A 21,543-nucleotide genomic window follows, 5' to 3' on the forward strand; every position below is an offset into this window, starting at 1 on the left:
AGTCATCCCCAAAATCCCGACTACAGTAAAACCTCCATCCCCCTTCACACGGACGTAAAGCATGCCCACCCGCCCCTCCTCCAACCAACGCCAATTCGCCCGCCACCTGCGCACCCACCAAACCGACTGCGAACTGTTGCTCTGGCAAAAACTTCGTTCTCGGTAAATCGCCAATCTGAAATTCCGTAGGCAGTTTCCATGCCTGCCGTACATCCTGGATTTTTATTGCGTGGAACTGAAGTTGGCCATCGAACTGGATGGTGGTCAGCATTACGAGACAGCAGCAAAAATACATGACCGGCGTCGAACGCTTTACCTTCAGCAGCAAGGTATTGAGGTTGTGCGGTTTAGCAATTTAGAGGTTATTGAGCGGATGAGTGAAGTGCTTGAGCAAATCATGAGGATTGCTGTGAATCGAACGTCGTGATTCTGATCCAGAATCCCCCCTCACCCTAACCCTCTCCCGGAGGGAGAGGGGACTGACCGAGGTGTCTTGAGCTATACATCGACCTGAAATTCCGGGTCGAACTCGTGTTTCGAATCCAAAGCAGATCGGCTCCCTTTCCCCCTCTCCCCCATGGGGTGAGGGGTGGCCTTTTAAGACTCACACAATCAAACCAGTTGCAGCTTCTGCTCAAACACCCCCACCCCATCCAAATCCCGCAACACCACACTCATCTCCGCCGTCTGCCCATCAATATTCACCTCACCAAAAAACTGAAACCCGCCAAACGGTGAGGTGTTCTGTGCCGGTGGTGCTTTCTCGAACACCACCTCCGGCCCAAAAGTCTTATCCAGCGAATCAGGCCCGAAACTGCCCGCATTCAAAGGCCCGGCGACAAACTCCCAGAACGGCTCGAAATCCTGAAACGCCGCACGGTCCGGATGGTAATGGTGCGCTGCGCAGTAATGCACATCCGCCGTCAGCCAGACAAAATTGCGCACCTGTTGCTCCCGCAGAAAACCCAACAATTCGGCGATTTCCAGTTCACGTCCCTGGGCCGGTCCCGGATCGCCATTGGCCACGGCTTCCCAACGCATCACGCCGGGGCTGACTTCACCATCCGATACGCCGAGGCCGATGGGCATGTCGGCGGCGATGACTTTCCACTGGGCGCTGGAAGCTTTCAACGAAGCTTTCAGCCAGTCCAGTTGTTCACGTCCGAGGAAGGGTTTTGCATCGCCGAGGTTGTCGTCATTGGCCCCGCGATAGCTGCGCATGTCGAGCACGAACACATCAAGCAATGGCCCATAACCGAGCTTGCGATAAATCCGCCCGCCGCCATCGGCGCTCTGCAATCGCATCGGTGCGTATTCGAGCCAGGCCTGACGTGCGCGGCCGACCAGGCTGTGGATATCTTTGCTCTTGTAGCGCTCATCCAACGGCTTGCCCGGTGACCAGTTGTTGACCACTTCATGGTCGTCCCATTGCCAGATCTGCGGAACCTCGGCGTTGAAGCGGCGGATGTTTTCGTCCATCAGGTTGTAGCGGTAATTACCGCGATAGTCGTCGAGGGTTTCGGCCACTTTGCTCTTGGCTTCAGTGGTGATGTTGCGCCACACGCGGCCGCTCTCTGTGGTGAGCTGCGCAGGTACGGGGCCGTCAGCGTAGATGGTGTCGCCGCTGTTGATAAAAAAATCTGGCAGGCGCAATCGCATGGCTTCGTAGATGCGCATGCCGCCGATGTCCGGGTTGATGCCGAAGCCTTGGCCGGCGGTGTCGCCGCTCCAGACGAAACGGATGTCGCGACGGGTTTGCGGCACGCTGCGCAGATGGCCGAACCAAGGCTCGCTGGCGACGCCGCTCTGGGCGTCTTCGAAGTGCACGCGGTAGAAAATCGCCTGGTCGGCGGGCAGGCCAGTGAGTTCGACGCGGGCCGTGAAATCGGTATTGGAATCGGCCAATGGCGAGACAAAACGACGAGGGTTGCTGAACAGGCTGCGGGTGTCCCACTCCACCACCATTCGCGCCGGACGATCGCACCGACTCCAGATCATCGCCCGGTCGCCCTGCACGTCGCCGGACTGCACGCCATCGGTGAGTTGCGGACGATCCTTGACCGAAGCAATCACCGCCGGCGCCAGGCCTGGCAACAACAGCCCGGCGCCGACGGCTTGTATGACACGACGACGGCCGAGGTCGAATTCGCTCATGGTGTTCTCCCTGAAAAGGAAAAACTAAAACATGGCCGTGTGAAACGGCTGTGACACGCCCCTTGTAGGAGCCGAGCTTGCTCGCGATGGGGGTGTATCAGCCACCATTTTCGGTGAATGTTAAACCGCTATCGCGAGCAAGCTCGGCTCCTACAGGGTTGGGTGTCAGGCGCTGACGGGCTCTATTGCCAGCTCAACGACTTCGAGGCGCTTGACCACCGCGTAAACCACCGCCGTCAGCAAACTCCCGGCCACAATTGCCAGCAGATACAACAGCGCATGGTTGATCGCATTCGGGATCGCCAGCACGAACAATCCGCCGTGCGGCGCCATCAGTTTGCAGCCGAAATACATCGACAACGCACCGGTCAGCGCACCACCGGCAATGCTCGCCGGGATCACCCGCAGCGGGTCTTTCGCGGCAAACGGAATCGCGCCTTCGGAGATAAAGCACAGCCCCAATACCAACGCCGCTTTACCGGCCTCGCGTTCAGTCTGGGCAAACTTGCGCCGCGCGATAAACGTAGCGATGCCCAAGCCAATCGGCGGCACCATGCCGGCCGCCATGGTCGCGGCCATCGGTGCATAACTTTGCGACGCCAGCAGCCCTACCGAGAACGCATAGGCGGCTTTATTGATCGGCCCGCCAAGGTCGACGCACATCATCCCGCCCAGCAATACACCGAGCAGAATCGCGTTGGTGGTGCCCATGCTGTCGAGGAAGTGCGTGAGGGCTTCGAGCATCCCGGCCACCGGTTTGCCGACCACGTAGATCATCACCAGACCGGTGAACAGACTCGCCAGCAACGGGATGATCAGGATCGGTTTCAGCGCCTCAAGACTTTGCGGCAAGCGCGCATAACGGTTGATCGCCTGCGCCGCGTAACCGGCGATGAAACCGGCAATGATCCCGCCGATAAAACCGGCGCCCAAAGTGCTTGCCAGCAGACCACCAATCATCCCCGGCGCCAGGCCCGGACGGTCGGCGATCGAGTAGGCGATGTAACCCGCCAGCAGCGGCACCATCAGCTTGAACGCGGTCTCGCCGCCGATCTGCATCAGGGCTGCCGCGAGCGTGCCGGGTTCCTTAAAAGCAGTGATGCCGAACACGAACGACAAGGCAATCATCAGACCGCCCGCCACCACCATCGGCAGCATGAACGACACGCCGGTCAGCAGGTGTTTGTAGACGCCACTTTTCTCTTGCTTGGCCGGGCCTTTGGCACCGCTCGAAGCGGTTTCCTGCGTACCTTCGGCCAACGCTTTATTCAGCGTCGCCTCGGCTTGCTTGAGGGCGATGCCGGTGCCGCAACGGTAAATCTTCTTGCCGGCAAAACGCTCGGTAGCGACTTCGATATCACAGGCCAGCAGCACGACGTCCGCATCGGCAATGGCCGCTGCACTCAGCGGATTGCGCGCACCGACCGAGCCCTGGGTTTCCACCTGCAGGTCGTAGCCCAGACGCTTGGCCGCTTGCTGCAAGGCTTCGGCGGCCATGAAGGTGTGAGCGACGCCGGTCGGGCATGCGGTAATCGCGACCAGGCGCGGGGCGTTTTTCACAGGGGCGGCAGGCTCGGCCACGGCTTCGGGGGCGACGTAAACCTGAGCCTCTTCAGCACCGCGTCGCAGCACTGCTTCAACATCTTGCAGGGCTTGTGCCGGGGTACTCTGGAACACCCGCTTGCCGACGAATCGCGACATATCCACCGGCGCGCTAGTCACCAGCAACACCCACTCGGCCGCCTCGATCGTGGCCGCCGACAATTGGCGTTCAGGGTGCGCGGCATCGTTGACTTCAACACTGGTGCTCCAGCCCTGACGCTGGGCCGCCGCATCAAGCAGACGGGCGCACAGCACACTGGTGACCATGCCGTTCGGGCAGGCCGTAACAATGGCTAACTTCATGACAAACCCTCTTATTGTTCTGTCAGGGAGCGCATGCGCACGCCCTGTTCGAGCCGCGCCAACTGCGTGGCGTCGCCAATTCCGAAACCGATCTGGGTGACCGCCATCGCGGCAATCGCCGTGGCGGTGCGCAAGGTCTGTTCAGGTGTGTCGGCGCTGAGCAGACCGTGGAGCATGCCGGCCAGTAACGAATCGCCTGCGCCCACGGTGCTGACGACACTGACCTGGGGCGGCGTGGTATGCAGCGCCGAGCCGACACTGAACCAGTTCACACCGTCGGCGCCGTCGGAAATCACCACGTGCTCGATGCCTTGAGCGTGCAAGCGGCTCGCGGCTTGCGCTTGCGCAGCCACCGAAACCACCTCGCAGCCCAGCGCATCGGCCAGTTCTTCGGTGTTTGGCTTGATCAGCCACGGGCCGGCCTGGAGCGCCGCCCGCAAGGCTTCACCACTGGTGTCCAGCGCTACGTTCAAACCGAGATTTTTCAAACGCACAATCAACGCCTGCAACCACTGAGGACTGATCCCTTGGGGCAGGCTGCCGGCAACGACGACCGCGTCATGACCGGGCGCAATTTGATCAAGTCGATCAAGCAACGCCTGCTGCGCGGCTTCACTGACCAAGGGTCCGGGACCGTTGATGTCGGTGATGCGCCCATCGCTTTCCGCCAGTTTGATGTTGCTGCGCGTCTCACCCGGAACACGGATGAATGCGTCGACAAACCCGCGTTTGGCGAACAGGGTTTCGAACGCCTGAAGGTTGTCTTCCCCGAGGAAACCGCTGACCGTGAGCTGATGCCCGAGGTCCGCCAGCACTTGTGCCACGTTCACGCCTTTACCGGCGGCATGCGTGTGCATCTCGTCGCTACGGTTGACTTGGCCGGGGACAAGTAGCGGCAACTGGACGGTGAGGTCCAGCGCCGGGTTGAGGGTCAGTGTCAGGATCTTGGCCATTACAGGGCCTCCACTAATGCGCGCACTTCATTGGCGCTGCCCACGGCAAGGGCCTGTTGGGCAAGGATTTTGGTCTGGGCCAGGCTGAGTTCGCGAACCCGCGCCTTGACCTCGGCAATGCTGCGACCCGACACACTGAGCTCATCCACACCCAGACCGACCAGCACCGGCACCGCCAGCGGATCGGCCGCCAACTCGCCGCACACGCCGACCCACTTGCCGTGGGCATGCGCCGCACGCACGGTGATGTCGATCAGTTGCAGCACCGCCGGGTGCAAGCCGTCAGCCTGGGCCGACAAGGTTGGATGGCCACGGTCGATGGCCAGGGTGTATTGGGTCAGGTCGTTGGTGCCGACACTGAAAAAGTCGACCTCTTTGGCCAGCACCGGCGCCAGCAATGCAGCCGACGGCACTTCAATCATGATCCCCAGTTGCAGGTCGGCAACCGGAATTTCCAGCCGCAGACGTTCGGTCATGTCCCGCGCCTGGCGCCACTCATCAACGCTGCCGACCATGGGAAACATGATCCGCAGCGGCCGGTTGTCCGCAGCACGCAGCAACGCGCGCAACTGAGCTTCCATGATGTGCGGACGTTGCAGGGTCAGGCGAATGCCACGCACGCCGAGGAACGGGTTTTCTTCTTTGGCGATCGGCCAATACGGCAGCGGTTTGTCACCGCCAACGTCGAGGGTGCGCACCACCAGCGGCCGACCGGCCAGACCATCGAGGACGCGACGGTATTCGACTTCCTGGGTCGCCTCGTCCGGCGCTTGCGAGTGGGCCATGAAAATCAGTTCGGTACGCAGCAGACCAATGCCTTCGGCGCCCTGCTCCACCGCGCTGGTCACGCCGGCGCTTTCGCCGATGTTGGCGAACACTTCCACCGCATGACCGTCAGTGGTCAGTGCCGGTTGATGACGTTGTTCGGCGGCCGCTTTCAGACGTTGCTCGCGGGTGTCGCGTTCTTCGGTGGCGCGCTGCAAGGTCGCCGCGTCGGCGTCCACGTGCAGGCGGCCGCGCTGACCATCAATCAGCAACGGCGTGCCCGGCGCCAGCAGCAACACAGCCGGCCCGGCGCCGACCAACGCTGGAATACCGAGGGCTCGCGCGACAATCGCACTGTGAGCGGTAGCACCGCCACGGGCGGTGAGGATGCCGGCGACACGCACCGGATCAAGGCGCGCGACGTCGGACGGACCGACTTCATCCATCACCAGAATGTACGGTTGCTCAGGCTCGCTCGGGGTTTCGACGCCACTCAGTTGCGCCAGCACTCGACGGCCGATATCACGCAAGTCGGCGGCGCGCTCCGCGAGCAAGGCGTCCTGCAGCGACTCCTGTTGTTTGGCCGCTGCTTCAATCACCGCCATCCACGCCGCTTCGGCGCTTTCGCCTTGCTTGAGACGGGTGTCGACTTCATCGGTCAATTCCGGATCGTCGAGCATTTCCTGGTGAGTGATGAAAATCTCGCGAATGGCCTTGGACTTACTGCGTTCAATCAAACTTTCGATGTCACGACGCACGTCCGCCAATGCCTGTTGGAGACGCTCGCGCTCGATCGCGGCAGACTCACCGCGCAGCGGGTAATCAATGGTTTGCAGCACTTGAATGTGCGCCGGGCCGATGGCGATGCCCGGTGCGGCGGCGATGGCCTGGACCAGGCTGCCGGAGGCTGGCGCGAGGATTACCTCGGCCACATCGGCGATCACTTCGCGTTGTTGGCTCACGGCTGGCAGCGGCTCGACTTCTTCACCGAGGCCTTCTTCGATGGCGGCCAGCAAGGCTGGCAAGGCATCGGCGGCGATGCTCGGTTCGGCGACGAATTCCAGCACCTGACCGCGACGGGCGCCGAGGCTGAGCAGTTTGCTCAAGCTCTTCACCGACACCGCGCTGTCCTGGCCATCGACGATGCGTACGCGGATTTCACCTGCAAAACTTTTCGCCAGTTGCGCGAGGATCTTCGCCGGACGCGCGTGCAAGCCGTGGGCGTTGGCCAGGGCGATGCGAGCGCTCGGCCAATCGGCCGGCAGCTCACCGCCCAGGACTTCGAGGACTTTACGGCTGCTGGTGGCGCGGCCCAATTCGTGGCCGCGACCTTCGATCAGCAATGCACAAAGGCGCTCGAGCAAGGCCTGATGGGCTTCACCGAGACTGGCCAGGCAGAACAGACCGCTGAGCGGCTGGCCGAGGTAACGCATGGGTTTGTCCGGCGTGACGAAGGCCAGGCCCGGGCGCTTGACCGTTTGCTCGCTGTGCAACCACCACAGGCCATCGCCCAGCGGCAACGCATCGACTTGCTGCAACACGGCGGAGAAACCGTTGCTCACGCAGTCGGCCTGTCGCAGTAAACGCGCACCGCGCCAGACCAGCTCTTCGAAGTCATCGGCGGACACACCGAGGCCGATCATCTGTGCATCCAGCGCCAGTTCTTGCGGCGCGCCTTGCAGCAGTTTCAGCAAGGCTTCGGCGGAACTGGCGCGGCGCAGGGCCTGGCCCAGGTCGGTTTCGCCGAGGGCGCGGGTCAGCAGTTGCAACAGACGCAGGTGTTCGTCGGATTTGGCCGCAATACCAATCGCCAGGTAGACGATCTGACCATCGCCCCAGTCCACGCCTTCAGGGAACTGCATTAACCGCACGCCGGTGGAAAACACCTGATCGCGGGTTTCCGGCGTACCGTGGGGGATGGCAATACCTTGACCGAGAAAGGTCGAGCCCTGGGCTTCGCGCGCCTGCAAACCAGCGAGATAACCCTCGGCCACCAGGCCGTCGGTGACCAGATGCTGCGCCAGCAGTTGCAACGCTGCGGACTTATCCACAGCCGACTGGCCCATGGATATCTGCTCTATGGTGAGCTCGAGCATGCTTTCTCCTTTTTGGCGTCTTGGACGCCAGGTATTGTTTTGAATGATTCAGCTTAGGCGCTTAGGCACACCTTTTCAGGGGCAGTTTTGGCGGTTTCGCGGCAGAACCGGCAAAGGAGCCTAAAACGTAGAAAATACGCTTGCTGAAACGTTTAATCTAGAATGATTGGCACGTTACTCGATAATGTCTCATCCTTGAAGTCCAATTGTCGGATGCGTCGCGACGATGGTCGTCTGCCTTAATCGGGTAGGATTGGCGAAAATGTCGAGGCAAGCTCGAAAAAACAAGGAAAACCCCGGGTTGAAACTCAGTGATATCGCCCAGTTGGCCGGTGTGTCCGTCACCACCGCCAGCTACGTCATCAATGGCAAGGCAGAACAACAACGTATCAGCAGTGCCACCGTCGAGCGCGTGCGCGCGGTCGTCGAACAACATGGCTTTGCGCCCAACCCCCAGGCTGCCGGGCTGCGCAGTCGGCATACCCGCACCCTGGGTTTCATTCTGCCGGACCTGGAAAACCCCAGTTACGCGCGAATCGCCAAACTGCTGGAACAAGGCGCCCGCGCTCGCGGCTATCAACTGCTGATCGCCAGTTCCGACGATGCACCGGACAGCGAACGGCAATTGCTCAAACTGTTCCGGGCCCGACGCTGCGATGCATTGATCGTTGCCAGTTGCCTGCCGGCCGGCGATGACAGCTATCGCCAACTGCAGACCAAGGGCATTCCGATCATCGCGATCGACCGGGTCATGGAGCCTGAGCATTTCTGTTCGGTGATCAGCGATGACCGCGAGGCCAGCCTGCAACTGACCCGCAGTCTACTCGACCCGCTGCCCAAGCAGATCGCACTGATTGGCGCACGCCCCGAACTGAGCATCAGCCAGGAGCGGGCGGGCGGTTTCAAAGAAGCGTTGGACGGGTTCAAAGGCGAGGTGCTGATCGAGCACGCCGAGTCGTTCAGTCGTGAGTGCGGCAAGCAGTTGATGGACGAATTGCTACAGCGTCTGGGTCATTTGCCGGATGCGCTGGTGACGACTTCCTACGTGCTGCTTCAGGGCGTATTCGATGCCTTGCACGACTTCCCGCTCAAAACCCGCCCGCTGCGCCTCGGCACCTTCGGCGACACACAGCTGCTGGATTTCCTGCCGCTGCCGGTCAACGCCATGGCCCAGCAGCATCAGCTTATCGCCGACAAAGCGCTGGAACTGGCCCTGGCCGCCATCGAGCAATCGGATTACCAACCCGGCGTGCAGGCCATCGCGCGGACCTTCAAGCAGCGTATTCGCCAGGAGTGAACCGTGGAGCTGATCGACAGCCACACTCATCTGGATTTTCCGGACTTCGACGAGGATCGCACGGCGTTGTTGGCCGAGAGCCGCGCCCTCTTCGTGCGGCGGATGGTGGTGCTGGGGGTTTACCAGGGCAATTGGCAGCGGGTCTGGGATCTGGTGCAAAGCGATCCCGACCTGTATGCGGCGTTTGGTTTGCATCCGGTGTATCTGGATGATCATCGCCCTGAAGATTTACACGAACTGGGTGATTGGCTGACCCGGTTGGCGGGTCATCGGCAGTTGTGCGCGGTGGGCGAGATCGGTCTGGATTACTTTATCGAAACCCTGGACCGTGAACGCCAACAGGCGTTGTTTGACGCGCAACTGCAACTGGCGGCGGACTTCAATCTTCCCGCGCTGATTCATGTGCGACGCAGCCACGCGGCGGTGATTGCCACGCTTAAACGGTTTCGCTTGAAACGCGCGGGGATCATTCATGCCTTCGCCGGCAGCAAAGAAGAAGCCCGCGAATACATCAAGCTCGGTTTCAAACTGGGCCTTGGCGGTGCCGCGACCTGGCCTCAGGCCCTGCGCATGCATCGTGTGCTTGCCGAATTGCCGCTTGAATCGGTGGTACTGGAAACCGACTCGCCGGACATGGCGCCCGCCATGTTCCCCGGCCAACGCAACAGCCCGGCGCATCTGCCGGCGATCTGTTCGGCACTGGCCGGGATCATGGCGATCAGCCCTGAGCAATTGGCCGCCGCCAGCACGGCCAACGCTTGTGAGCTGTTCAACTGGTGATCTGCCCGCCCTTCAAACTGTAGGAGCCGAGCTTGCTCGCGATGACGGCCTGTCATCCAACAAAGATGTCGAATGTTAGACCGCCATCGCGAGCAAGCTCGGCTCCTACAGTTGATCCGGGGTGTTTTTCAGACCCGGAACGCGCTGATCAATTGCTTCAATTCCACCACCTGAGCCGACAACGCGCGACTGGCATCCTCGGTCTGGTGTGCACCTTCGGCGGTACGCTCACCGGCGCGGTTGATTTCGACAATGTTCTGGTCGATGTCATGGGCCACGGCGGTCTGCTGTTCTACCGCGGCGGCGATTTGCTGGTTCTGATCGACGATCATGCCGACGGCACCGAGGATGTTTTCCAGCGCTTGCTGAACCTTTTCCGACTGCCCCACCGTGCCGTTGGCCATCTGATGACTGGTCCCCATCGCCTTCACCGCAGCGCCGACACCGCTGTGCAGTTTGGCGATCATCTGCTCGATTTCCTCGGTCGATTGCTGGGTGCGCTTGGCCAGTGTCCGGACCTCGTCCGCCACCACCGCAAAACCGCGACCCTGCTCACCAGCCCGAGCGGCTTCGATGGCGGCGTTGAGGGCCAAGAGGTTTGTCTGTTCGGCGATGCTCTTGATCACTTCCAGCACACGGCTGATGGACTGGCTGTCGCTGGCCAGTTGATTGATCACCAGCACCGACTGATCGATCTCAGTGGCAAGGGCCGCGATGCTGCCCTGCTGCGATTCCACCAACCCGCGACCGCTGATGGTCTCGTCGTTGACGCTATGAGCGCTGCTGACCGCTGCCGCGGCACTGCGCGCCACTTCAAGTGACGTGGCCGACATCTGGTTCATGGCCGTGGCGACCTGCTCGATCTGCATGCGCTGACCCGCCACCGCCTGGTTGCTCTGGGCGGAAACGTTCTCCACCTGCCCGGCCTGGCGCTCGACCTCACTGACGGTCTGGCCGACTCGCTCGATCAGATCATGGATTTTCTTCACGGTGCCGTTGAACACCTCACCCAACTCACCCAGCTCATCGCGGCTGTTGGCGCTGAAAGTCACCGTCATGTCGCCGGCCGCGACCTTGTCCATCACCGCGCCAAGACGCTTGAGGGTGGTGCGGGTCGAAGCGTAGAAACCGCCGTAAAGGTAAAAAATCAACACAAACACCACCGACAGCGCCACGGCCTGCAAGACCATATGCGTGCGGTTCTGCTCCAGTCGCTGCTGCAACTGGGTGCCAAGAAACTTCAGCGTGGCTTCATTGAGTTGGTAGGTCTGGTCCATCAGGCCCGTGACCTGATCGTAAAAGCCCTGCCACGGCGCATCCAGCGTGTCGGCCATCACCACCTGCTCTTCGAACAGTTCACTGGCCTTTTTCAACGACGCCTTGCTGCTATCGGCCTGAGCGGCCAGGGCTTCCCGTGCCGCGTTGCTGGAGCCCAGCGCATCCTGCAACTTCAGGGCATATTCGGCCTGCAGTTTTTCGATCTGCGCCAGCAACTCATCAAAACGAGTGCTCGATGCCGAGTTGAGAAAGCCTTGCCCCAGTGAAAAAGAGCCCATCGCCCGACCTTCACCCAGAAGTTGCGTCACGGGAGGGGTGACATTGGTAATGAGTTCGCTCAGCTGGCGCATGTCGCTCTGGGTGTCGCGGCTCAGACCGGCCTGACTGGCGATGATCTGGCTGAAAATTTGTGCGTTGCCGAGCAACTTGCCGATCATCGCGCTTTTGCTTTGCAGGGAGTTTTCCGCTTGCTGGGCCTTGAATGCGGCGATCATTTCATCGCGCTTACCATCGAAAACCATGATTTGCTCGGGGTCAGTGGTCATCGCCGTCAGCCCTTGCATACGGGTCAACACACTTTGCCCCAGGGTATTGATCTGCGACTCGACATTGCCGGCCTTGCCGGACTGACCGAGGGTGACGTTGATCTGCACCAGGTTGTTCAGGGTTTCCAGATCGCGCCGTAACGTCAGGCTGCTGCCCAGTAGGTCAAGGCTCTGCAGCTCGATCCGGGTGCCCTGGAATTCTCGATAAGAATCGCGCACCAGATAGAAGTTGGTCACCAGCATCGGCACAAGGAACAGCACGCTGATCAGGCTGAACTTCATGCCAAAGCTCAGGCGGTTCATCAGCGCGACGGCGGGATAGAGCAAGCTCTTCACTGGAAGTCTCCCTTCGATTTCTTATTTTTATTGGCAGGCGCGGGTCGAGAGCAGATAGCCACTATTCGGCGCTGTCTCTGTATAGCTCAAAACGACGGGAGGTTTTGTAACTTAAGGTTAACGGCGGGGGGACGCGGACTGGTAGCAGCTGCGCTGTGGCGAGGGGATTTATCCCCGTTCGGCTGCGAAGCAGTCGTAAAACCAGTGCTCGTGGTGAAGCAGGTAAACCGCGTGCGCCGAATATACGACTGCTTCGCAGCCGAACGGGGATAAATCCCCTCGCCACAGATACAGGATTTCAGTGTGCTTATGGAAGGACGGTCCACAGCGCGAAACCGGCGTACCAGAGCACCGCCGCGCGCAGCAACAGTTCCCAGATCCGGTCGAGGCTGTTGATTCCGTCAGGCCCGACCACCGGTGCCGGGATTTCACCGGCCACCAGCCCGACCTTCTCGATCAATTGGGCGGCGCTGATGTTCCAGTTCAGTAACTCGTGCAGCATCACCCGGCTGACCGCTACAAAGTTGCCGACCAACGCAAAACTTGCTGCCAGCAGACGTACCGGCAGCCAATCGAACGCGTGACGCAGTTTGGCCGCACGCTCGACCACGGCCGAGGTCTGCCCGTGCTCTTCGGCCAGGGCGAGCAGTCGATAGCTCAGGGCCGCGACCGGGCCGAGCAGGAAGTACCAGAAAATCACCGCAAAAAAGCTCTGGTAAGCCTCCCACAGCAGATGCCCTTCGACCCGCTCCAGCAGTTGTTCGCCGCTATCGGCGCAAATACCCAGGTCACGGTTCGCCACATGAGCGGCTGCTTGCAGGTCTTCCCGGCGCCAGGCATCGCGAAACGGCCCGAGACCGGCCAGCAGATCACCGCGGCCCAGACTGTAAATCACCACCAGCAAGTGCACCGGCAACGCCAGCAGACCGTAAGCCACCGGGTCCAGTACCAACAGCAGCAAACCCAACAGTGCCACTGGCAACAGCACCAGTATCAGCAAAATCAGCCACGGACTCTTCGCCAGACGCGGACTGACCTCAAGCTTGTTCAGCTCGCGAACCCATCCACCATCGCGCTGAACCCGATGGCGCAGGGCCGAGAACTTCTCGATCCAGACCGCCAACAGCAACACCAGAAAACTCATTGTTACTCCTTATTTTCCAGAACAGCTTTTGCCAGAGCCGCGCGATAGCGTGCCCAGTCAAACGCCGGTCCCGGATCAGTCTTGCGCCCGGGCGCGATGTCGCTATGCCCGCAGATGCGTTGTGCGGTGATGGCCGCGAAGGCGCTTTGCAGCTGCCGGGTCAGGGTCGTCAACGCCTGATACTGAGCGTCGGTGAACGGCAGATCATCCGTGCCTTCAAGTTCGATGCCCACAGAAAAATCGTTACAGGTTTCCCGCCCTTCGAAACTCGAGACGCCGGCATGCCAGGCACGCTCAAGACAAGAGACAAACTGAGTGACGGTGCCGTCACGTTCGATCAGAAAATGCGCAGACACACGCAGGTCGGCGATCCCTTCAAAGTAGGGATGCTCCGTGACATCCAGACGATTCTGGAAAAATTCCTGCACCTTGCCGGTGGCGAATTGCGCAGGCGGCAAACTGATGTTGTGGATCACCAGCAGGGAAATTTCGTCTGAGGGGCGCGCATTGAAGTTGGGCGAGGGGCAAATATCTACGCCCTGACACCAACCGCTCGCGGGGTCCAACTGCATACAGGTTCCTTCAACGACGACTGTGTTGGCGCCCAGTATGCCGCGATAGACCCTCGGGGCGCGATCACTTGCCGCGATTGAGGCGCCGCAGATTGCCGATCACCGACTCCAGCGCCCGGTCGAACAGCAAGGTGTCGTCCAGCGCGCGCACCGCGCCACGACGAAATTCCAGCGCCAGGCCGGTGCGGCTGCGCTCCAGCACTTTCATTCCGGTGCGATTGACGAAAATGTACTTGCCGGTGGCTTCAATGATCGCCGCCAGCTTGCAGCGAGGGGTGTTTTCCTCGTCTTCCTGAAATTCGACCCAGCACCCCAACCGCAGATGATCAACCTGAAGCAGACCGGCATCGTCCTCCGCCAGGCGCACTGACGCCGTATCGACCGGCCCTTCGTCGGCAGTTCGCAGGACGACCTCCTGCAGCACTTCGACCATTACCGGGGTATCGACAGACTGTTCAAGCTTTTGCGCTGGACGTTCGAACAGCTGAACGTGCAATGCTTCCAGCTCACTGAAAAATTCGCCGGTGGCAAACGGATCGAAGGCCGAACTGCTCAGCCCGTCGCGCAACGATTTGAGCAACCCAGGCACCAGCGCCAACAAGCGCAGGCTCGCATCGGATTCATCATGACGTTGCACACTCCAGATCAATTGCTCCATGGACTGCACATCGGCGTGCCACTCGGCCGACTGATCGCCGTGCTTGAGACAGGTCAGCAGCAACACCTGGCTCCACGCTTCCTGGACAAACACCACCACCCGCTGCGGCAATACTTTGCCCATCAAGGCCTGATTCAGCACCTGTTCGACGCGCTGGCGGGCTAGCTCAGTCCTGGCGCGGCCTTCTTCGGCGTCACGGGTACGTTGCTCCAGCAGCTCACTGCGACGGCGCTCGTCGCTGGTGAAGGCGAGAAAATCTGCGAGCAATTCGGAAAAGATCGCCGGATCATCGACAAAATCGTTCAGCAACCGTTGCACCACTTGCTCGATGCGCAGATACAGGCTGTCGCGCTCATGGTCATCGCACTCGCCCCAGCCCATGGCTGCGGTGGCGATTTCATTGAGCAGGCGTCGGGCCGGGTGACTGCTGCGGCTGAAGAAGCTCTTGTCGAGCACCGCCACTTTCAGCATTGGGATCTGCAATCGGCCGATCAAGGCCTTGAGCGAATCCGGCAGGTTGCGGTCATCGAGGATGCATTCGAAGAGCATGGCGATCAGGTTGATCACGTCTTCGTCAGCCACCCCAACCACGCGTGACTTGCCACTTTTGACGCTGACCCGGGTCAGCAGTTGTTCGAGCTGGTTTCGCAGATCGAAGTCGTCCTGGGCTGCCGGCACCGGCACGTATTGCTGCAAGTGCGAGAGCAGGCGCATCAGGTCACGGGTGGAAATCGGCTGTGTCCGGGCACTGGCTTCAAGGGTTGGCGCGACACTGCCACGCACGTGAAACAGCAGCTCCTGCAACGCCGCAAAGACTTCCTGCACGCTGTCGTCGATCGGCGGGCCACCGACGCGAGTGCTGGCCTGTCCGGGATCAATTGCGACGCCGGCAGCCGCACGATCCGTGGCCCGACGCGCAGGGGCGGGCTTAAGGTCGGGTAAAACACCGGTGGCAGCCAGCAATTGATTGGCTTCGGCGTAGAGCTGACTGGCATCCCTGAGCACATAGCGTTCGAACAGTTTGAGGATGATCAGCTTGACCTTGATCTCCACCCCCAGGTTACGCCCGGCCTGCAAAAAATATTCGCAGAGCATCGCCGGCCCCATGGGGTTGTGCCGATCGAGCAGTTCCCTGCCCAGCAGTGCGCTGAGTCGGGCAGTCAGTTGCTCCAGGGCGAAGCCGTCGCGGGTCAGCACTTTGCTGACCATCGCCTCCACTGCCACGCTGCGCTCCATGTCTTCATCGGGCAGCGCCACCGAGGCGTCGAAGGCCAACGCCTGGGGCAAGGCAGACTGAGTGATGTCGTACTGGGTGAGGCTGACAAAAGCCTCGAAGAATTGTTCGAGAAAGCCGCGCTCGATGTTTTTACGCTTGAGGCGCAAGTCGCGCATGGCTTCGAAGAAGAGGTTCTGTTCGACGTCATTGCGGGCCCGGTCGGCCATTTCGAACAGTGTGTCGTCGGCGTTATCGAACAGTTCCTGCAAGCCATGCCTGAGCTGTTGAGCGGCCTTGTCGCGAACCTGAAGCAGAATCACAGGCAGGCGGGCGAGCGGCGAGTGAGTCGCCTGGTCGGTAGCGACCTTGTGTAAAGGCACTACATTCCCGTCGTTGTGCATTCAGGCCTCCTGAAAAGGTGAGTCTTCGAAGTCGTCAATCCAGATCCACGTCAAAGCCATGACGTCAAAAGCAAGGCGGATTATCTTGCAAAAGATGTCCCCTCTACCAGCAGACTCTGCGTTTCCCATTGAAATAGACGCCTATGGCAGACGCCAACTTAGAGCCGATTGCTCAGGCGAATCGACCAAATGCAGGTTTCAGAGCAATGGAACTGCCTCTGATGCCTTGGGTTGCCCAGCGCCATGGCCCTATAATCGGGCCACTTTGTTTGTGGAGTCCGTTATGCCGAATCTACGTCTCGCCGATTTGACCGCTGAAATCGAAGCCAACGTGCGCCGTGCGTTGCTCGAAGACATCGGCAGCGGCGACATCACCGCACAGCTGATCCCGGCCGAACGCTTGGCCAAAGCCACGATCATCACCCGCGACGCTGCCGTCATCTGCGGCACAGCCTGGGTTGATGCAGTGTTTCGGCAGCTGGACCCACGTGTTGCGGTGCACTGGCAGGTGCGCGATGGCGAGCGGGTGAAACCCAATCAGGTGCTGTTCCACCTCGAAGGCCCGGCGCGCTCGCTCCTGACGGGCGAACGCAGTGCCCTGAACTTCCTGCAATTGCTTTCTGGCGTGGCCACGCGCGCGCAATACCTGGCGGATTACGTGGCCGAGACTCAGGTGAAGTTGCTCGACACCCGTAAAACCTTGCCGGGGCTGCGTCTGGCGCAGAAATACGCCGTGACCTGCGGCGGGTGCCATAACCACCGCATCGGCCTGTACGACGCCTTCCTGATCAAGGAAAACCATATCGCCGCCTGCGGTGGCATTCCTGAGGCTATCGCGGCCGCGCACAAGATCGCCCCGGGCAAACCGGTGGAGATCGAAGTGGAAAGCCTGGAGGAGCTGAAGGAAGCCCTGGCGGCCGGTGCCGACATCATCATGCTCGATGAGTTGAGTCTGGATGACATGCGCGAAGCCGTGCGCCTGAACGGCGGCAAGGCGAAACTGGAGGCCAGCGGCGGTATCAACGAAAGCACGCTGCTGCCGATCGCCGAAACCGGGGTGGATTACATCTCGATTGGTGCGATGACCAAGGATGTGAAGGCTGTCGATCTGTCGATGCGTCTGAGCCTTTGATTACGCCGGTGTGAATGAAAAACGCCAGCCTCGTGAGGCTGGCGTTTTTATCAGACCACCAGATTATTCATCTCGCAGTACTCTTCCCACTCGACGCCCAACACCTCGGCAGCCTCCTTGTGCAGAACAAGGCGCGCAGCCTCGAACTCTTCAGGGGTTGAGGTGTACTTGAGCGTCAGCTCCCACGGCTGCAAGCCCTGAGACTCTGCCTCATCCTCGAATGCCCACTGGATCTGGTCTTTCTGATCGTCGGCGGGCAAGTCCTTGATCTCTTCGGCTAGCTGGGGCGTATCCAGCAAGTACTTCTTCAGCGCTTCTGCGTGTCTGGCTTCTTGGGTCATTTCTTTAACGGTCATGGCGTTCTCTTTGATCTGGGGAATGGAAGATGGATCTGGATCATCAAGGATCTCTCTGACGCAAAAAACCGTTTGAAGCCCGGTTTATCTGGCCTTCAGAACCATTCGGGATCATCTGAAAACAACGTGTCGCTCGTGCCCGAGACAGGAATCGAACCTGCGACCTTCGCGTTACGAGTGCGCTGCTCTACCAACTGAGCTACACGGGCAGTGGGCTAAACCTAGCACTGACTTTGGGGTCAGGCAACTTCATGACTCGTCTCATTTTTTTGCAGGCAAAAAAATGCCCCGCAGCTTTCACTGCGGGGCATTTTTTACAACGTTGAAGCGGTCAGGCGTGGGAGTGATTAAACACCCGAAGCCTTGGCTGCTGCTACGTCTTTGATGGACAGCTTGATACGGCCGCGGTTGTCCACGTCCAGTACCAGTACTTCCACTTCCTGGCCTTCTTTCAGGATGTCGGTCACTTTCTCTACGCGAGCGTCGCTCAGCATCGAGATGTGAACCAGACCGTCCTTGCCAGGCAGGATGTTGACGAATGCGCCGAAGTCGACGATGCGCTCAACCTTACCGACGTAGATCTTGCCGATTTCAGCTTCTGCGGTGATGCCCAGAACGCGCTGACGTGCAGCTTCAGCCGCTTCCTTGGTTTCGCCGAAGATCTTGATCGAGCCGTCGTCTTCGATGTCGATCGAAGCCTTGGTCTCTTCACAGATCGCACGAATGGTCGCGCCGCCTTTACCGATGACATCACGGATTTTGTCGGTGTCGATTTTCATCGCGATCATGGTCGGAGCGTTTTCCGACAGCTCGGTACGGGACTGAGCAATGATCTGGTTCATCTGACCGAGGATGTTCTGGCGCGCTTCCAGGGCTTGGCCCAGAGCGATTTCCATGATTTCTTCGGTGATGCCTTTGATCTTGATGTCCATCTGCAGCGCGGTAACGCCTTTGGCAGTACCCGCTACTTTGAAGTCCATGTCGCCGAGGTGGTCTTCGTCACCCAGGATGTCGGTCAGGACGGCGAATTTCTCGCCTTCTTTAACCAGACCCATGGCGATACCGGCAACCGGTGCCTTCATCGGAACGCCGGCATCCATCAGCGCCAGGGAAGCGCCACAGACCGAAGCCATGGAGCTCGAACCGTTGGACTCGGTGATTTCCGACACAACACGGATGGTGTACGGGAACACGTCGGCAGCAGGCAGCATGGCCTGAATCGAACGACGGGCCAGACGGCCGTGACCGATTTCGCGACGACCAGCGCCACCCATGCGACCACACTCACCTACCGAGAACGGAGGGAAGTTGTAGTGCAGCATGAACGGGTCTTTTTTCTCGCCTTCCAGGGTGTCCAGCAGCTGTGCGTCACGGGCGGTGCCCAGAGTTGCAACAACCAGAGCCTGGGTTTCACCACGGGTGAACAGAGCCGAACCGTGGGTCTTCGGCAGAACACCAACTTCGATGTTCAGCGGACGTACGGTCTTGGTGTCACGGCCGTCGATACGTGGCTTGCCGTTAACGATGTTTTCGCGAACGGTGCGGTATTCGATTTCACCGAAAGCAGCTTTGACTTCAGCGGAAGTCGGCTGGCCTTCTTCACCGGACAGCTTGGCAACCACCTGGTCTTTCAGTTCGCCCAGACGAGCGTAACGGTCGGCCTTGATGGTGATGGTGTAAGCCTGGGAGATCGCGTCGCCGAACTCGGCACGGATAGCGCCCAGCAGAGCGGTAGCTTCTGGTTGTGGAGCCCAGGCCCAGGTTGGCTTGGCAGCTTCGGCAGCCAGTTCTTTAACGGCGTTGATCACAACCTGGAATTCGTCTTGAGCAAACAGTACCGCGCCCAGCATCTGGTCTTCGGTCAGCTCTTTGGCTTCCGATTCAACCATCAGAACAGCATCCGAAGTACCGGCAACGACCATGTCCAGGCTCGACGCTTTCAGTTGCTCGTAAGTCGGGTTCAGCAGGTAGCCGGTGCTTTCGTGGAACGCAACGCGGGCAGCGCCGATCGGGCCATCGAAAGGAATGCCGGAGATCGCCAGCGCAGCCGAGGTACCGATCATCGCAGCGATGTCCGGATCGGTCTTCTTGCTGGTGGAAACGACGGTGCAGACAACCTGCACTTCGTTCATGAAGCCTTCTGGAAACAGCGGACGGATCGGACGGTCGATCAGTCGGGAAGTCAGGGTTTCTTTCTCGGAAGGACGGCCTTCACGCTTGAAGAAACCGCCAGGGATCTTACCGGCAGCGTAAGTTTTTTCCTGGTAGTGAACAGACAGAGGGAAGAAGCCCTTGCCTGGATCGGCTTGCTTGGCGCCGACCACAGTCACCAATACGCTGACGTCGTCGTCAACGGTGACCAATACTGCGCCGGAGGCCTGACGGGCGATACGGCCAGTCTCGAGGGTAACGGTCGACTGACCGAACTGGAATTTTTTGATTACCGGGTTCACGGTGTCCTACCTTCTTTTGTGGCTCTTGGGGAACTTGTCTTCTTGCGAAATTCTTGGGCAACGCCGGGAATCGGCCCGACTGTCATTGTCCAGGTAAAGCAGGTATCCAGATAAAACTTGAGGCTGGGAGCCTGCCATGCGCCAGCGGGAAACCCACTGACGTACGACAGACAACCAACCTCTAGCGCAATCGCTTATTAGCGACGCAGACCCAGGCGACCGATCAGAGCCTGATAACGACCCAGATCCTTGCCTTTCAGGTAGTCCAGCAGCTTACGACGCTGGTTTACCATGCGGATCAGACCACGACGGGAGTGGTGATCCTTACCGTTGGCCTTGAAGTGACCTTGCAGCTTGTTGATGTTGTGGGTCAGCAGTGCAACTTGCACTTCTGGCGAACCAGTGTCACCAACAGCTTGCTGGTAGTCAGCTACGATTTGAGCTTTTTCTTGAACGTCGAGAGCCATGAGGCAATCCTTTTATCAGGAAACTGTTTCAAAGAAACAGCTTCAACAGGCCAGGGACAAATCCCTGTATCTAAAAATGAGTAGTGACCGTGCCTGTTAACAGCCACCCTCGTCCGGTCATTCTGACCGAATCAGTCGACGTGGCGCGATGCGCCCGTCCTCGCTCACTTCACCGATACCGATGAAGCGACCATTGTGATCCTGTACCCGTACCATGCCGAACTTCGGTGCATCCGGGGCTCGTACCGGTTGGCCGTTAAGCCAGTAGAACGAGCTGTGCTCCGAGAACTGCAACAGAGGCCAATCCAGCAGGCCGCTATCCGATGGCATCAAAAAGCGGTCGACCGCTTCGTTGCCGCCTTCGGCATGTACCGCTTCCAACTCTTCCAGCGTGACCGTCTGGGCCAGCGTGAAAGGCCCGGCCTGGGTGCGTCGCAGTTCAGCAACGTAAGCGCCACAACCGAGTTGCTCACCGATATCCTCCACCAGGGTGCGGATATAGGTACCTTTGGTGCAATCCACTGCAAGCCGCGCAGTATCACCTTCAAAGGCCAGTAATTCCAAGCGCGCAATAGTAACAGAACGCGGTTCGCGCTCCACTACTTCACCTGCCCGGGCCAGCTTGTACAACGGCTGGCCATCACGTTTGAGCGCCGAGTACATGGGCGGTATCTGACTGATTTGCCCACGAAAATTCGGCAGTACCGCTTCGACATCGGCGCGACCAACGGTCACCGGGCGCTCCAGCAAAACATCACCCTCGGCATCGGCCGTGGTGGTGGTCTTGCCCAGTTGTGCCAGGGTTTCATAAGCCTTGTCGGAGTCGAGCAGGTATTGCGAGAACTTGGTGGCTTCACCGAAGCACAACGGCAACACGCCGGTGGCCAGCGGATCGAGACTGCCGGTGTGCCCGGCCTTCTCGGCGTTCAGCAACCAGCGAACCTTCTGCAACGCCGCATTGGAGGTAAACCCCAGTGGCTTGTCGAGCAGGATGATGCCGCTGACGTTACGACGGATACGTTTGACCTGAGCCAC

At 59.8% G+C, this 21,543-nt stretch carries 15 protein-coding genes, 1 tRNA gene and 1 pseudogene; 4 read left to right on the forward strand and 13 right to left on the reverse strand.

What is annotated here, in order from left to right; translation table 11 throughout:
* Window positions 1–61 precede the first annotated feature (61 nt).
* A pseudogene (locus ACYZUA_RS27640) lies at window positions 62–427 on the forward strand (endonuclease domain-containing protein).
* Window positions 428–612: 185 nt separating this feature from the next.
* Here ACYZUA_RS27640 and ACYZUA_RS27645 read toward each other — a convergent pair.
* From ACYZUA_RS27645 to ptsP, 4 genes are all read right to left on the reverse strand, one after another.
* Window positions 613–2,154, reverse strand: a complete 1,542-nt coding sequence (locus ACYZUA_RS27645; protein WP_461961384.1) for an alkaline phosphatase D family protein — start codon at window positions 2,152–2,154, stop codon at window positions 613–615.
* A 165-nt stretch (window positions 2,155–2,319) separates the two neighbouring features.
* Complete coding sequence (locus ACYZUA_RS27650) at window positions 2,320–4,059, reverse strand: PTS fructose-like transporter subunit IIB (protein WP_461961385.1); 1,740 nt, start codon at window positions 4,057–4,059, stop codon at window positions 2,320–2,322.
* A gap of 11 nt (window positions 4,060–4,070) precedes the next feature.
* Window positions 4,071–5,012 (reverse strand): 1-phosphofructokinase, encoded by a 942-nt coding sequence (gene pfkB / locus ACYZUA_RS27655; RefSeq protein WP_461961386.1) that lies wholly within the window; start codon window positions 5,010–5,012, stop codon window positions 4,071–4,073.
* On the reverse strand, window positions 5,012–7,873 hold the full coding sequence (gene ptsP, locus ACYZUA_RS27660) for a phosphoenolpyruvate--protein phosphotransferase (protein ID WP_461961387.1): 2,862 nt from the start codon (window positions 7,871–7,873) through the stop codon (window positions 5,012–5,014). The genes pfkB and ptsP overlap by 1 nt, the downstream gene beginning before the upstream one ends.
* Window positions 7,874–8,174: 301 nt before the next feature.
* On the opposite strand from ptsP, the gene cra reads away from it, so the two are divergent.
* Window positions 8,175–9,170 (forward strand): catabolite repressor/activator, encoded by a 996-nt coding sequence (gene cra, locus ACYZUA_RS27665; RefSeq protein WP_461964140.1) that lies wholly within the window; start codon window positions 8,175–8,177, stop codon window positions 9,168–9,170.
* A 3-nt stretch (window positions 9,171–9,173) separates the two neighbouring features.
* Complete coding sequence (locus tag ACYZUA_RS27670) at window positions 9,174–9,950, forward strand: TatD family hydrolase (protein ID WP_461961388.1); 777 nt, start codon at window positions 9,174–9,176, stop codon at window positions 9,948–9,950.
* A 128-nt stretch (window positions 9,951–10,078) separates the two neighbouring features.
* Here ACYZUA_RS27670 and ACYZUA_RS27675 read toward each other — a convergent pair whose 3' ends face one another.
* From ACYZUA_RS27675 to ACYZUA_RS27690, 4 genes are all read right to left on the reverse strand, one after another.
* Complete coding sequence (locus ACYZUA_RS27675; protein ID WP_461961389.1) at window positions 10,079–12,109, reverse strand: methyl-accepting chemotaxis protein; 2,031 nt, start codon at window positions 12,107–12,109, stop codon at window positions 10,079–10,081.
* A 307-nt stretch (window positions 12,110–12,416) separates the two neighbouring features.
* A complete protein-coding gene (gene ampE, locus ACYZUA_RS27680) occupies window positions 12,417–13,253 on the reverse strand; it encodes a regulatory signaling modulator protein AmpE (RefSeq protein WP_461961390.1) in 837 nt (278 codons plus the stop codon).
* Between the two features lie 2 nt (window positions 13,254–13,255).
* Window positions 13,256–13,825: a 1,6-anhydro-N-acetylmuramyl-L-alanine amidase AmpD gene (gene ampD / locus ACYZUA_RS27685; protein ID WP_461961391.1), complete on the reverse strand. Its 570-nt coding sequence runs from the start codon at window positions 13,823–13,825 to the stop codon at window positions 13,256–13,258.
* A gap of 64 nt (window positions 13,826–13,889) precedes the next feature.
* Window positions 13,890–16,100 carry a DUF1631 domain-containing protein gene (locus ACYZUA_RS27690; protein ID WP_461961392.1) on the reverse strand — a complete coding sequence of 737 codons (2,211 nt, stop codon included), beginning with the start codon at window positions 16,098–16,100 and terminating at the stop codon, window positions 13,890–13,892.
* Between the two features lie 283 nt (window positions 16,101–16,383).
* On the opposite strand from ACYZUA_RS27690, the gene nadC reads away from it, so the two are divergent.
* Entirely contained in the window at window positions 16,384–17,232 is an 849-nt protein-coding gene (gene nadC / locus ACYZUA_RS27695; protein WP_461961393.1) for a carboxylating nicotinate-nucleotide diphosphorylase, read from the forward strand.
* Between the two features lie 50 nt (window positions 17,233–17,282).
* On the opposite strand, the gene ACYZUA_RS27700 is transcribed toward nadC, so the two are convergent.
* The 5 genes from ACYZUA_RS27700 to truB all read right to left on the reverse strand — a co-directional run bounded on the left by ACYZUA_RS27700 (window position 17,283) and on the right by truB (window position 21,543).
* Window positions 17,283–17,588 (reverse strand): DUF6388 family protein, encoded by a 306-nt coding sequence (locus ACYZUA_RS27700; RefSeq protein ID WP_461961394.1) that lies wholly within the window; start codon window positions 17,586–17,588, stop codon window positions 17,283–17,285.
* Between the two features lie 136 nt (window positions 17,589–17,724).
* Window positions 17,725–17,797 (reverse strand) — tRNA-Thr (locus ACYZUA_RS27705).
* Between the two features lie 138 nt (window positions 17,798–17,935).
* Window positions 17,936–20,041 carry a polyribonucleotide nucleotidyltransferase gene (gene pnp / locus ACYZUA_RS27710; protein ID WP_461961395.1) on the reverse strand — a complete coding sequence of 702 codons (2,106 nt, stop codon included), beginning with the start codon at window positions 20,039–20,041 and terminating at the stop codon, window positions 17,936–17,938.
* A gap of 197 nt (window positions 20,042–20,238) precedes the next feature.
* A complete protein-coding gene (gene rpsO, locus ACYZUA_RS27715; RefSeq protein WP_003176135.1) occupies window positions 20,239–20,508 on the reverse strand; it encodes a 30S ribosomal protein S15 in 270 nt (89 codons plus the stop codon).
* A gap of 117 nt (window positions 20,509–20,625) precedes the next feature.
* A complete protein-coding gene (truB, locus tag ACYZUA_RS27720; protein WP_461961396.1) occupies window positions 20,626–21,543 on the reverse strand; it encodes a tRNA pseudouridine(55) synthase TruB in 918 nt (305 codons plus the stop codon).

The organism is Pseudomonas sp. LS2P72 (assembly GCF_054897865.1).

Bases quoted from the DNA above. Each gene is read 5' to 3' on its own strand.
- ACYZUA_RS27650 (WP_461961385.1), bottom strand. From the start codon at position 4,059: ATGAAGTTAGCCATTGTTACGGCCTGCCCGAACGGCATGGTCACCAGT.
- nadC (WP_461961393.1), top strand. From the start codon at position 16,384: ATGCCGAATCTACGTCTCGCCGATTTGACCGCTGAAATCGAAGCCAAC.
- ACYZUA_RS27690 (WP_461961392.1), bottom strand. From the start codon at position 16,100: ATGCACAACGACGGGAATGTAGTGCCTTTACACAAGGTCGCTACCGAC.
- ACYZUA_RS27645 (WP_461961384.1), bottom strand. From the start codon at position 2,154: ATGAGCGAATTCGACCTCGGCCGTCGTCGTGTCATACAAGCCGTCGGC.
- ampE (WP_461961390.1), bottom strand. From the start codon at position 13,253: ATGAGTTTTCTGGTGTTGCTGTTGGCGGTCTGGATCGAGAAGTTCTCG.
- ACYZUA_RS27700 (WP_461961394.1), bottom strand. From the start codon at position 17,588: ATGACCGTTAAAGAAATGACCCAAGAAGCCAGACACGCAGAAGCGCTG.
- rpsO (WP_003176135.1), bottom strand. From the start codon at position 20,508: ATGGCTCTCGACGTTCAAGAAAAAGCTCAAATCGTAGCTGACTACCAG.
- ampD (WP_461961391.1), bottom strand. From the start codon at position 13,825: ATGCAGTTGGACCCCGCGAGCGGTTGGTGTCAGGGCGTAGATATTTGC.
- ptsP (WP_461961387.1), bottom strand. From the start codon at position 7,873: ATGCTCGAGCTCACCATAGAGCAGATATCCATGGGCCAGTCGGCTGTG.
- pfkB (WP_461961386.1), bottom strand. From the start codon at position 5,012: ATGGCCAAGATCCTGACACTGACCCTCAACCCGGCGCTGGACCTCACC.